Here is a 13,703-nt window from a genome sequence, read left to right as displayed (position 1 = left end):
TTTTCACAGGGCTTTAGTTATAGGAAAAATGTACATCCAGTTCAATGTCGGGATGAAGGCTATATAGAACAGGACAGGTTTTAGCAGCCCTTTCCAATATTTTCTGATCTTTTTCCGAATAAGTCCGCGGAAAGGTAATGCCGACTTTAATGGCCGAAATGCGACGGGGATCGGCTGCCATGACCTTGGTGACTTCTGCCACTGCTCCGGTCACATCCAGTCCATTGTCCCGGGCTTTGATCCCGATGATGGTGAACATGCAACTGGCCAACGCCGTGGCAACAGTATCTGTAGGAGAAAAAGCTTCCCCCTGTCCCTGATTGTCCAACGGAGCATCGGTAATGATCTTACGGCCACTCTGCAAATGTTCACATTCCGTGCGAAGATCGCCCAGATAAGTCACTTTTGACGTCATTACTCTACCACGTTAAGATTAAGGTCCTTGTCATAAGCCATAATATAAATAGCTTTATTCTGGTAACCTCCGGTGGGACGCATTTCGTAGTCAAACTTGTTTTCCACATACTGAGTCATCCCTTCCTGTGCAATGGAAGCGTAAAGATCTTCTGCGGAAGCCAACCTCAATAAAACATCATAGGTCACGTCAAATCCGCGGATAACATAGATATTAGGAATTACACCGTATTTTTCCTCGTATTTCTTTACAAAAGACCTGCTCTTTTCCGGAGAAAAAGCCCTGTCAACCGAAGGATAGTGGAATTTTAATTTCGCAAGGTGACGGTTTGATACGTTATCACTGTCAAACGAATTATTTCTATCAGTGGTCATAAGAGTGATAGGAAATTTGTCTGCCATAGAATTGAGGTAAGAAGTAGCATTGCTCAGCACCCCAATCTTACTCGCTTCCAGGATCACCCAGTTAGGCCTTCCTGCAACCAGGGCACCTGCCAGTTCTGCTTCATTAAGATAACTACCTTCTCTCGGGTTCACCGTTTTGGCATCTGGAAATGCTGCTAATAGTCGGCTTTTTTTAGCACTTGCGGCAGCATCTGCAATAATTATAATATTCTTTCCGGAAGCGTTCCTTGAAATATAGGAGATCATTGCCTCGCTCAGCATTTCATCTGTAGGCCTGGACTGCAAAAAGTTGCCCATAGAACCCGCCTGTTTCTTGGTAAGTGGTGAAATTACCGGAACATTCTGTCTTTCAAGAGAAGAAGCTGCAGCTTCAATAGTCGACTGAAGCAGCGGACCAATAACTGCATCCACATTACTAAAATCATTGGTATTAATAATAGAACGTACCTTCTCGGCCTTCTGTTCAGTATCAAAAAATCGAAGATTTGTAGTTATGCCCAGGGATTTTGCTGAATCAACTGCCATAAGAACTCCGCTGTAGAAATCCAGGGAGATCTGCATCACTTTATCCTTTCTAATTCTTTCAGCAGAATTACTGCTGGTGTCAGTCTTCACGACCTTATCAAGATTAAAAGGCAGCATCACCACCAGGTTCTTTGTCCTGAAATTATTAAGCCGGTTCTCCAGATTCACCAGGTTTTCTTCGGAAAAATCCCCTTCCTCATACAGCTCAACATTTGGAACCCGCAATACCATACCCGATTTCAATCCGTCGGCCAAAGCCGGATTCAATTCGATCAGTGAATCTTTGCTGATCCCAAATTTTTTAGTAAGCCTGTAAAGGGTTTCCTGCGGCTTTACCTGGTAATACTTAAAAAGATCGCCTTCAACATCCACAACCTTTTCAAAAGAACCATTTCTTACCTTAAGCACCATTCCCGGCTGAAGATTCTCCAGGTTCGGATTCAGGCGTTGAAGGTCAGCAATGGTAATATTGTATTTGCGGGAAATTCCGTAGAGGGTTTCCTTCGGAAGAACCACATGCTCTTTAATAGTAAGATCTAAAGGGTTTCCAACAGATTTTTCTGTAGCCTCCTTTTCCACCACCGGAAGGTTTACCGGGATCCTGATCTTTTCTCCCCTTTTCAATTCCTGAGAGTAGAGATGTTTATTAAAGCGTTTGATATCTTCAATTTCCACCCCGTATTGCTGTGAAAGACTAAAGAGGGTCTCTTTTCTCTTAACCCTATGAATTTCAAATTTCACGTTCTCCTGCCTGACACTTTCTGTTAGCGGAACCACCAGTTTGGTCTCGGGACTAATGCCGTTTCGCGCATCGGGATTATACTTGAAGAGGGTGGCTTCAGTAATATTGTACATCCTGGCGATGTCTGCAGTAGTTTCTCCGCGTTTCACTATGTGATATTTATACTGCTGCGCAAAAGCAGCTGTAGTCAACATCTGGAAAAACAGGAAAAGAACAAGTAATTTCTTCATAGGTCAAATTTTATTCCCACTCAATAGTGGCCGGGGGTTTGGAGCTTATATCATATACTACCCTGTTAACGCCTTTTACACGGTTAATTATTGTGTTGGAAGTCTTTTGTAAAAAATCATAAGGTAAATTCACCCAGTCTGCAGTCATTCCGTCTGTGGATTCCACAGCACGTAAAGCGACCACTTTTTCATAGGTGCGTTCATCTCCCATTACTCCTACTGAACTTACCGGCAACAGGATCGCACCCGCCTGCCAGACCTTGTCATATAACTTCCATTCTTTTAGTCCGTTGATAAAGATCGCATCCACTTCCTGCAGCACTCTCACCTTTTCCGGAGTTATATCTCCAAGGATTCTGATAGCCAGACCAGGTCCCGGGAAAGGATGTCTTCCCAACAATTCTTTATCGATCTCCAATTCAGCACCCACACGTCTCACTTCATCCTTGAACAGCATTCGCAGTGGTTCCACCACCTGCAATTTCATAAAATCTGGCAAACCTCCCACATTGTGGTGAGATTTTATAGTCGCTGAAGGCCCTTTTACAGATATAGATTCAATAACATCAGGATAAATAGTTCCCTGAGCCAGGAATTTCACATCCTGAATACGATGGGCTTCATCATCAAAAACCTCAATAAAGGTCTTTCCAATCGCCTTTCTCTTTCCTTCAGGATCTGAGATCCCAGCAAGGGCTTCCAAAAAACGTGCCGAGGCATCTACCCCTCGCACATTAAGCCCCATATGTTTGTATTGATCAAGTACGCTTTCGAATTCTCCTTTTCGTAGTAACCCGTTATTAACGAAGATGCAATACAGGTTCTTACCGATAGCTTTGTGCAGAAGCACAGCAGCCACAGTAGAATCTACTCCGCCGCTCAATCCAAGTACTACCTTGTCATCCCCCACTTTCTCCTTTAGCTCAGCAACGGTCATATCTACGAAAGCTTCAGGAGTCCACTCCTGCTCTACTCCCGCGATCTTCACCAGAAAATTCTCCAGCAATTGTTTTCCGTCAGTAGAATGATACACTTCCGGGTGGAACTGTATAGCGTAGGTTTCCTCACCGTCGATGCGGTAGGCAGCATTAAGTACATCTGCAGTACTTGCAAGCCGCACTCCATTCTCGGGCAGTTCTTTAATGGTATCACTGTGACTCATCCAGACCTGGGAATTTTCCTTTATGCCTTCAAAGAGAGTTTCCCCGTCTTTGATGACCGAAAGATTTGCTCTTCCGTATTCCCTGATTTCTGAAGCCTCTACTTTTCCGCCGTTAAAATGAGCAAGGTATTGAGCACCATAACAAACAGCTAAAAGCGGCACCTTCTTCCTGATCTTTGTAAGATCGGGATGCGGAGCCTGTTCGCCTCTTACCGAAAATGGACTTCCGGAAAGGATCACAGCCTTAAAATTGGTTATTTCTTCAGGAATCTTGTTGTAGGGATGAATTTCGCAGTAAATGTTGAGCTCTCTGACCCGTCTCGCAATTAACTGGGTATACTGCGACCCAAAATCTAAAATGAGTACGTTGTTTTGCATGTGCAAAAATAGGAATTTGAGCCAATTTTCATGGCTGTGCCAAAAGAAATTCTGTTTTTAAAGGACCGGAAAAAAAAGTAGCCCGGAGAAAAAAGAAATTAATCCTTCTTTTCCGCGCTGTTTCTTTGCAATTCCTGGTCAATAAGATCCTGATTTGCCTTAATGCTCATCCTGGTCCTAATGAGTAACACCAGAAATAGCGAACAAAGGAAGACGGCACAAGCCAGCAAAAACATTTCCACGAGGTAGGGTATTTATACCGCAAAGGTCGGGTATATTTCGACCAACAGCAAATATTATCGATGAAAAGCATGTTTTTTAGCAGAATTTTCCTTCTGCTGCCCGAGACTTATTTCATGGTCTCCAAAATGATATCTATATCTTCTTCGGTAGTGTCAGGATTAATGAAGCAGAAACGGGAAATTGTCTCCACCCCATTCTCTCCTCTCCATTTGGTAGGAGTGACCAGGGCGATCCCTTCTTTGTGATTTTTATACGTCCAGTCTCTATAATCTTCGGCCTTCCAGCCTTTTCTTCGGAATAATACTACTGAAAGACTCGCAGGTCTCACCATCTCCAATAGCTCATTTTCCTGGATCTTCTTCTCTGCGATCTTGGCGAGTTCTATTCCTCTCTCAATGGCATCCCGGTACTTGTCGGTCCCGTGCATAGCAAGCGAAAACCACAATGGCAGTCCGCGCAAACGACGGGTGAGTTGTATCTGGTAATCTGAAGGATTAAAACCCTGGGCACCCTCGTCTTTGAAGATCTCCAGGTAAGCCCCTTTTTGGGAATGCGCATCGGCTGCCACTTCCATATCCTTATAGATCACAGCCCCACAATCATAAGGAGAAAAAAGCCATTTATGCGGATCAATCGTAATACTATCGGCCTTTTCTATTCCTTTAAAAAGATGCCTTACCGAAGGTGCAGCAAGGGCACCACCACCGTAGGCAGCGTCTACATGGAACCACACGTCTTCCCGTTCACATACCGCAGCCACAGAATCCAGTTCATCAATAATTCCGGCGTTGGTAGTTCCTCCGGTAGCTACTACTGCAAAAAGCCTTTTTCGATCCTTCTCTTCCAGACCGTCGATTGCCTCTTGTAAGACCTTCCCGCGAAGGTTCTCATCAGGACAGTCGATCAACACCACATCTGCATCCATCACTTTTGCCATTGCCTGTACTGAAGAATGAGCTCCGTTAGAGGTCATTAACAAGGCCCTTACTCCATTATTGGTAGGATCCTTTTTTCGCCAGGCTCCTCTTGCTGCAACCAGTGCCGAAAGATTGGCTGCTGTTCCACCACTGGTGAACACGCCGAACGCGCTTTCAGGAAGCCCTGTAAGGGAAACCAGCCATTTCATTGCCTGGTTCTCACAAAAGATCCCTCCTGCTCCCTCCATCCAGTAAGCTCCATGAATACTGGAAGCAGAGGTGACAAGGTCAAACATAATAGCTGCCCTCGTAGGAGCGGCTGGAACGAAAGCCAGGTGTCTCGGATGGTCAATTGGCACGGTCGCCTTTACGAGGGTGTCGCGGAACATCTTGAAAGCCACTTCCCCTCCTATTCCTTTAGGGGTAATGGTTTCGCCAATAATTTTATAGAGATCTTCTTCTTTTTTTGGGGCGCCAAGTTCAGGCGTAACATTTGAAATCCGGTCAATTGTATATTTCATGACATCGAGGGTCATCTCCACCAAATCGATGTCAATTTTATGCATTTTACTCATAGGGTTAGTATGTCGAATTTTAATTCCAGGGGTCTAAGATTTTGTATTAAGGCCGGGATAAGGTCCTCTCCGTACTCAAGGTAGAATTCTGAGAAATTGTGATGCCGTTCCTGTAATCCTTTATTCGGAAAGAGATCTTCTTTAAGCATGGCTATTCGGGAGACCTCATCCTGAAGTTTTCTTTTTTGAGCCTTCAGCAGGCGTTTCTCCAGGTTTTCAAGTCCTTTTAGCTGCTTCACTTCCTGTGCTTTTACAGCACCTAGAAATGACTTGTCAGTCTTTTCGGCAATTTCATACATCTCCTGAAATTGCTTAACCAGATGTTCTTTTTGAGGAGAAAAATCAATATCAATATTGGATATCTGCCTCACTTTCCGATTGATCAGCTCATGAGGTTTAAGGAATAATTCTTTTAAGGATATATTCAGTTTTTGCCTTTTTTGGTCCTGCTTTTCGGTTTGGATCAATACAGAATTCCGAAGTAAAAGAACCGGAAAAGAAATATTTACCTTTTCGAAGTACTTCTTCAGCTCAAACCAGTAAGCCAGCTCTCCGCCGCCGCCTATATAACAAAGGTTGGGCAGCACCACTTCCTCATACAAGGGGCGCATGATAACATTTGGGCTAAAGCGTTCGGGATGCTGCTCCAAAAGTTCCAGCATTTCCTCCCTGCTCCAGGAAAGTTGTGTGTCGTGGACAAAAAACCTTCCATCCTTTTCCAGGATCCGCTCCCGCAAACCTTCTGCCATATAAAAGAGGTTGATCTCTCTTGGATTTACCTGTGCAGAGTATCCCTCCTCTTCAAGCTTTTGAGCCAACGGAAGGGTTTCACTGTACGAGACCTGCTCCAGCAATTCTTCCTTCATATAGGGCGAAAAATGCCTTTTTAGATCGGCGTTATTTCCGTCGATAATGACGACTCCGTAAGCCGCAAAAAGTTCATTGGCGAGATACCGGGTCGCTTCGGCCAGGTTCTTATGCTGTAAATACGCGGCTTCAAAAAGTTCTTTCAGACGGCGGGCATTTGCAGAGTTCCCAACTTCTGCGGAAAAAAGATCATACACATCCTGAAGACTTTCGGTTGGCATCTCCCCCACTGCACCTCCCAAAAATTTCGATTTCCCCGGATTCCAATGAAACTTCTTTCCGTGGAGATTAAAAAAGCTGATCTCTTCAAAATCATGATCCTCGGTTGCCATCCAGTAAACAGGCACAAAATTATTGGCCGGATATTTTTTCTTTAATTCGGCAGCAAGGTTAATGGCAGTGATGATCTTATACAAAAAATACATGGGCCCAGTGAACAGGTTCAGCTGGTGACCGGTAGTTACCGTGAAGGTATTTTCTTGTTCAAGAGCTTCTATGTTCTTTTTCGTCTCTTCGGAAAGTTTTGTGTCTTTATACTGCTCAAAAAGGGCATTTACGAGCGTCTTTCTGAATCCTTTTCCATTATAAGAATTCTTCTTCTCTTCGATCTGCTTCTCAAAATTATCGAGTTTCGGGAAACGGTTATAGAATTCAGCTACCCGTTCATTTTCAGCTAAATAATCAGTAATCAGAGGAGAGAAAAAGTTTGTGTCGATGTAGGAAATGGATTCTTTCGGCATAAAATTTTTTTGAGATCGTAAAGATACCGAACTTCTATATTTTTTTAAGAGAATTTATATTAATTCCCCGCAGGACATTACCTTTAACCACTTTAAACCTAATCTGTTTGCATTCATGAAAAAAACGCCGCTTTTCATTTTACTTTTTCTTTTCAGCTTTCAATTCGTTTTTGCCCAAAAAACTCCGGAAGAATTCCTGGGGTATAAAGTTGGGACTCATTTTACCAGGCACCATCAAATAGTAGATTACTTCAGGCATGTTGCCGAAAATTCCCCGATGGTCAAACACGAGACCTATGGAACTACCAATGAAGGCAGGATCCTGTCTTATGCAGTGATCTCTTCGGAAGAGAACCTGCAGAACCTGGAAGAGATCCGGCAGCAACATTTGCAAAGCACTAAAGGAGTATCTTCAGAAATGCCTCAAAAGGCGATCGTGTGGCTGAGTTATAACGTCCATGGCAACGAAGCTTCCAGTTCAGAAGCCGCTATGCTCACCCTTTATGAGCTTATTTCTTCTAAAAAAGACTGGTTAAAGGATGTGGTGGTGATCATCGATCCCGCATTGAATCCCGATGGGCGCGACCGTTATGTGAACTGGTACAAACAGATGAAAGCTACTCCTTATAATACTTCTCCCATTGCCATAGAACATAATGAAACCTGGCCGGGAGGCAGGCCCAACCATTATCTTTTTGACCTGAACCGTGACTGGGCCTGGGCTACACAGGTTGAAACCAGACAACGTCTTGAAGTTTATAATAAATGGCTGCCCCACGTTCATGTGGATTTTCATGAGCAGGGAATTGACGAACCATATTATTTTGCTCCGGCAGCTCAACCTTTTCACGAGATCATAACTCCTTTCCAGCGGGATTTCCAGACCCAAATTGGAAAGAACAACGCGCGGTATTTTGATGAGCAGGGCTGGTTGTATTTCACCAAGGAATTTTTTGACCTGCTTTATCCAAGTTACGGGGATACTTACCCAACTTACATGGGAGCCGTTGGGATGACCTATGAACAGGCGGGTCATGGACGTGCCGGATTAGGCATACAAACCGGCGAAGGCCACGTCCTCACGCTGGTTGATCGGGTGGCTCATCACTTCACCGCCGGAATTTCGACTGTAGAAATAGCTGCTCAAAATGTGGACCGACTTAATTCCGAATTTCAGAAATTCTATAGGAATAATGAGAAGATCAATTATGCACTTTCAGGCGGAGCAGATAAGATCGAGGCGGTAAAAGACCTTTTAGACAGGCATGAAATCAATTATGCCATGGCTCAGAAAGGAAAGGTTAAGGGTTATAATTACGGGCAGAAGAAAAATTCAGAGTTACAGGTAAACGAAAATACCCTGGTAGTAACCACTGCACAACCAAAAGGTAAAATGGTAAAAGTGCTTTTTGAACCTTCAACGAAACTGGTAGATTCTCTTACATACGATATCACAGCCTGGAGCCTGCCGTACGCCTATGGCCTTGATGCAGTGGCAACAGACAGAAATATTGCTACGGTCAAAGCAGAAAAACCTATCGCAGTAACCAATACTGCAGATCCAGCTGCCACGGGATATTTATCAGACTGGAATAGTATGAAAGACGCGAGGTTCCTGGCGGCTCTTCTCAAGGCAGGAATTAAAGTTCGCTTTACGGAAACTGAACTCGAAACAGCAGGAAAGAAATTTATGCCCGGTAGCCTGGTGATCACTAAGAGTGACAATAGTACAGCAGATTTTGATCAAAAAGTGGTGAATATTGCCAATGAATTTCAGCAACCACTTACTGCCGCTAAAACAGGCTTCTCAACCCGCGGTCCCGATTTTGGCTCCTCGCAGGTAAAGATCATCAACAAACCAAGAATTGGAGTACTTCGAGGCGAAGGCACTTCTTCCCTGAATTATGGGGAGATCTGGTATTTCTTCGAACAGGAACTTAATTACCCTATCACTTCTATCGGTACTGACTATTTTGGTGCCCGAGATCTGGAAAAACTGGACGTTCTTATTCTTCCCTCCGGAAGCTACCGCGACAGTTTAAACCTCAAAAGTATGGATCAACTAACTGCATGGGTCAGGAATGGCGGAAAAGTCATCGCTTTTGGAGGTGCCATGGATCTTTTTGCCAGCAAAGAAGGTTTTGATCTTGAAAAGAATAAAGCTCCAAAAAAGGACAGTTTACAACAAAATAATTTGATTCCTTACGCCCAGCGGGAACGGGAAAGCATAAAAGATCTAATTACAGGAAGCATAGTAAGAACCAAAGTTGACAAGACTCATCCCATGGCCTTTGGTTATGGAGACACCTATCTCAGTTTGAAACTTAGCGATGACAGCTACAAATATTTGGATGACGGATACAATGTGGCTTACCTGGGAGAAGATCCTGAATTTATTGCTGGTTTCGCGGGAAGTGATGCAAAAAAGAAAATTAAATCTTCCCTTGTCTTTGGAGAGGAACCCATGGGAGCAGGAAGTTTTGTATATTTTGTGGACAACCCGCTCTTCAGAGCTTTTTGGGAGAACGGAAAACTTTTCTTTGTCAATTCGATCTTTTTCGTGAATAACGATGAATACAGAATGGACCTGACCAGTCTTCCGAAGTAACTAATATTTAAAAAATCATAAGATGCTTATAGACATTCTTCTCTTATTAGTAGGATTTGTTGCGCTCATTTTTGGAGCGTCAAAACTTGTAGATGCGGCTTCCAGCCTGGCGGCAAAAATGGGTGTGCCGAGCATAGTTATTGGGCTTACCATTGTAGCTTTTGGAACCTCAGCCCCCGAGCTTGTGGTGAATGTTTTCGCAGCCCTAAAAGGAAGTAAAGAAATGGTCATGGGAAATGTTCTGGGAAGTAACATTTTTAATGTACTTGGTATTTTGGGTATTTCTGCCATAATTTTTCCACTGACTGTCAAAACAAACACTACCTGGATCGAAGTTCCGCTCAGTTTCCTCGCAGCAATTTTAGTGTTCGTAGTGGGAGCAGATGTTCTACTGGATGGGGCAGGCGCTAATATTATTTCCCGTTCTGAAGGTATAGTGCTGTTGCTGTTTTTCCTGATCTTCCTCGCCTACAACCTTATTGTAGCCAAAGGCGGAGCAGCAGACGAGGAGATCGAGACAAAAGAATATTCCAATTTTGCTGCCATTGCCTTCATCATTCTTGGACTGGCCGGACTCATTATTGGAGGAAGGCTTATTGTGACAAGTGCAGTAAGCCTGGCTGAAATGATCGGACTTTCAGAAAGGGTCATTGGTCTTACCGTCGTCTCTATAGGAACTTCCCTTCCGGAACTTGCCACTTCGATCATTGCTGTAAGAAAGAAGAATGTGGACATCGCCATTGGAAATGTGGTAGGGTCTAACATCTTCAATATTTTTCTCATTCTTGGTGTCTCCGGAACCATAGTTCCATTAACCCTGCAAGAAAATACCTTTTTTGACATCCTGGTAAATATCCTTGCCGGACTCTTGTTGTTCATATTTATCTTTACAGGAAAAGGCCGCCAACTGGAGCGCTGGGAAGGCTTTGTATTTATCGCGCTTTACATAGCTTATCTTTCATATTTGATCATTTAATCAATCTCACCAATGAAAACAACGTATACCTTTTTTACCTGGTTTTTTCTTTTCCTGGTTACCTGCGGAAACATTCTCGCACAGGAAACCACTACTGCGGAAAAAACATTCAATGTAGATTATGAAACCTTTGAACTTGACAATGGGCTAAAGGTCATTTTCCATGTAGACAGATCAGACCCTGTTGTGGCAGTGGCTCTGACAAGCCATGTGGGTTCAGCTCGTGAGAAAGAAGGAAGAACCGGGTTTGCCCACCTTTTTGAACACCTGCTTTTCCTGGAATCGGAAAATCTTGGAAAAGGAGGTCTGGATAAACTGAGTGCCCGCGTAGGAGGTTCGGGAGCAAATGGTTCTACCAGCAGAGATCGCACCAACTACTATCAGACTGTCCCAAAAGATGCCCTTGAAAAAATGATCTGGGCAGAGGCAGATAAACTGGGCTACTTCATCAACACTGTTACCGAGCCTGTTCTGGCAAAGGAAAAGCAGGTTGTGAAGAACGAGAAAAGACAAAGTGTTGACAACCGGCCGTACGGGCATACTCTTTACGTAATCGATAAAAATCTTTATCCGGAGGATCACCCGTACAACTGGCAGGTGATCGGTTCATTAGAAGATCTTCAAAATGCCACTTTACAGGATGTAAAAGATTTTTACAATCGCTGGTATGTACCTAACAACGTCATCCTTACCATTGCGGGAGATTTTGATAAAGCGCAAGCGAAAGTATGGGTGAAAAAGTATTTCGGGGAAATTCCGCGGGGTCCTGAGGTGAGTCCGCTGGAGAAAAAACCGTCCAATCTTCAGGATTCAAAAAGGCTTTATTACGAAGACAATTTTGCGAGATTGCCCGAATTGACAATAGCCTGGCCTTCTGTTCCTTCTTACCATGAAGATTCCTATGCACTCGAGGTGCTTGCCAATTACCTTTCAGAAGGAAAGAATGCACCATTCTACCAGGAACTGGTGGCTAAGCAAAAATTAACTCCAAATGTGGAGATGTTCAACTACACTTCAGAACTTGCCGGGCAATTCCTGCTTCAGATCCGGGCTTATGACGGAGTGGACCTCGACAGTGTGTACGGTGCAGTACAGAAGACCTTCGAAAAATTCGAAAAAGAAGGCATTTCAGAAAAAGACCTGAAACGGATCAAAGCAGGACAGGAAACCAGTTTCTACAACAGTTTGTCAAGCGTTCTTGGAAAAGGATTTCAACTGGCCCAATACGAGATCTTTGCTAAGGATCCCGGGATGATCAATAAAGAAGTAGGTAAGATCCTGGCTGTTACTGCAGAAGATGTAATGAGGGTGTATGAAAAATACATTAAAGGAGAGGAATTTGTAGCGACCAGCTTTGTGCCGAAGGATCAAAAAGAGCTAGCCCTGGAGAATTCTGTGGAGGCCGATGTAGAGGAAGAACAGATCGTCATGGGGGCTGAAGAAGAGGTGAATCCAGATCAGGAGGTAAGCTATGAAAGAACAGCTTCTTCTTTTGATCGCACAATTGAACCTCCCTATGGCGCAACTCCCGAAATTAAAGTACCGGATATCTGGCAAACTAAATTAGCTTCCGGCCTTGAGGTATTCGGAATTTCAAATTCCGAAGTGCCATTGGTGCAGTTCTCCCTTGAAATGGATGGTGGATTGCTCTTTGAAGACACTACAAAAACGGGAGTTTCTAACTTGTTGGCAAACCTGATGACCAAAGGTACAGCGAAGAGAACCCCTAAGGAGTTGGAGGAAGCTATAGAACTTTTAGGAGCTGAGATCTCTGTGAATGCCAGCGATGAAAAGATCGTGCTCCGCGGAAGTACACTTGCAAAGAACTATACAGAGACTATGGCCCTTGTAAAAGAGATCCTTCTTCAACCCCGTTGGGACAAAGAAGAGTTTGAGCTGGCCAAACAACAGGTGGTAAGCAGAATTCAGCAGGAGAAAGCCTCACCAAATAGCATTGCATCCAACGAGTTCAAAAAACTCCTTTACGGAAAAGACAACATTTTAGCCTACAATAACCTTGGGACCGAAGCCTCCCTTGAAAAGATCACTTTACAGGATCTAAAGGACTATTATAACAATTATCTCACTCCGCAGCTTACTTCTTTCTTAGTGGTAGGTGATATTTCAAAGGAAAAAGCAGTGGCACCTGTAAAAGAGATTGCCGCCAACTGGAAGGTCAAAAAGGTCAAACTACCGAAGCTTTCTATTCCGGCAGCGCCCAAAGAATCAAAAGTATTTTTCTATGATGTACCCGGAGCTAAACAATCGGTATTCATGTTCGGATACCCTGCACTGGCAGAAACCGATCCGGATTTCTATCCCGCGACCATTATGAACTACCGGCTTGGAGGTGGTGGTTTCGCTTCACAGTTAACCCAGGAGCTACGCGAAGGAAAAGGCTACACCTACGGAATTCGTTCATACTTTGCCGGCAGCACCAGACCCGGACCGTTTTTGATCTATAGCGGAGTTCGTTCCAATATCTCCTATGAAGCAGCAGATCTTGTGAAAGAAATTCTGGAGAAATATCCAGAATCTTTTAACGAGCAGGATCTGGAGGTTACCAAAGGTTTCATGATCAAAAGTAATGCGAGGAAATTCGAAACTATGTCTTCCAAACTGGAGATGCTAAGAAGCATTAGTGACTACGGCTGGAAAAAAGACTATGTCAAAAAACAGGAAGAAACAGTAAAAAATATTACTGTTCCTCAAATTCAGGCTTTAGCACGTAAATATGTAGATCCGGGCAAGATGTATTATCTAATTGTTGGGGATGCAGAAACTCAGCTTGAAAGAATTGGGCAATTAGGATTCGGAGCGCCCGTTCTTCTGAATCCGGAGGAATAGAGCAATTCTTCTTTAAAGAAAAAAGGCTGCCAAAAATTGCATTTTTGGCAGCCTTTTATTTTAGAGGTCTTCTG

General features: G+C 43.8%; 8 protein-coding genes. 3 read left to right on the top strand and 5 right to left on the bottom strand.

All coding sequences use genetic code 11. From position 1 onward, the window contains the following. Positions 1 to 13 precede the first annotated feature (13 nt). From ACNORC_RS07015 to bshC, 5 genes are all read right to left on the bottom strand, one after another. Entirely contained in the window at positions 14 to 415 is a 402-nt protein-coding gene (locus ACNORC_RS07015; RefSeq protein ID WP_418334910.1) for an OsmC family protein, read from the bottom strand. Continuing rightward, the gene (locus ACNORC_RS07010; RefSeq protein ID WP_418334909.1) at positions 415 to 2,316 is read right to left on the bottom strand and encodes a LysM peptidoglycan-binding domain-containing protein; all 1,902 of its coding nucleotides are present in this window, start codon (positions 2,314 to 2,316) and stop codon (positions 415 to 417) included. The genes ACNORC_RS07015 and ACNORC_RS07010 overlap by 1 nt, the downstream gene beginning before the upstream one ends. A 10-nt stretch (positions 2,317 to 2,326) precedes the next feature. Then, complete coding sequence (guaA, locus tag ACNORC_RS07005) at positions 2,327 to 3,856, bottom strand: glutamine-hydrolyzing GMP synthase (RefSeq protein WP_418334908.1); 1,530 nt, start codon at positions 3,854 to 3,856, stop codon at positions 2,327 to 2,329. Positions 3,857 to 4,205: 349 nt separating this feature from the next. Further along, complete coding sequence (locus tag ACNORC_RS07000; protein ID WP_418335381.1) at positions 4,206 to 5,582, bottom strand: pyridoxal phosphate-dependent decarboxylase family protein; 1,377 nt, start codon at positions 5,580 to 5,582, stop codon at positions 4,206 to 4,208. A gap of 5 nt (positions 5,583 to 5,587) precedes the next feature. Continuing rightward, positions 5,588 to 7,198 (bottom strand): bacillithiol biosynthesis cysteine-adding enzyme BshC, encoded by a 1,611-nt coding sequence (bshC, locus tag ACNORC_RS06995; RefSeq protein ID WP_418334907.1) that lies wholly within the window; start codon positions 7,196 to 7,198, stop codon positions 5,588 to 5,590. A 115-nt stretch (positions 7,199 to 7,313) separates the two neighbouring features. Here bshC and ACNORC_RS06990 point away from each other — a divergent pair, with 115 nt between their 5' ends. From ACNORC_RS06990 to ACNORC_RS06980, 3 genes are read left to right on the top strand one after another with little or no spacing between them, the layout of a single operon-like run. Continuing rightward, a complete protein-coding gene (locus ACNORC_RS06990; protein WP_418334906.1) occupies positions 7,314 to 9,806 on the top strand; it encodes a M14 family metallopeptidase in 2,493 nt (830 codons plus the stop codon). 22 nt (positions 9,807 to 9,828) lie between these two features. Beyond that, positions 9,829 to 10,782: a calcium/sodium antiporter gene (locus ACNORC_RS06985; protein ID WP_418334905.1), complete on the top strand. Its 954-nt coding sequence runs from the start codon at positions 9,829 to 9,831 to the stop codon at positions 10,780 to 10,782. A gap of 12 nt (positions 10,783 to 10,794) precedes the next feature. Beyond that, entirely contained in the window at positions 10,795 to 13,629 is a 2,835-nt protein-coding gene (locus ACNORC_RS06980; protein WP_418334904.1) for a M16 family metallopeptidase, read from the top strand. The last annotated feature ends 74 nt before the right edge of the window (positions 13,630 to 13,703 follow it).

The organism is Salinimicrobium soli, assembly GCF_048323655.1.
Classification (GTDB): Bacteria; Bacteroidota; Bacteroidia; order Flavobacteriales; family Flavobacteriaceae; genus Salinimicrobium; species Salinimicrobium soli.
This window is presented reverse-complemented; position numbering and strand designations above follow the sequence as displayed.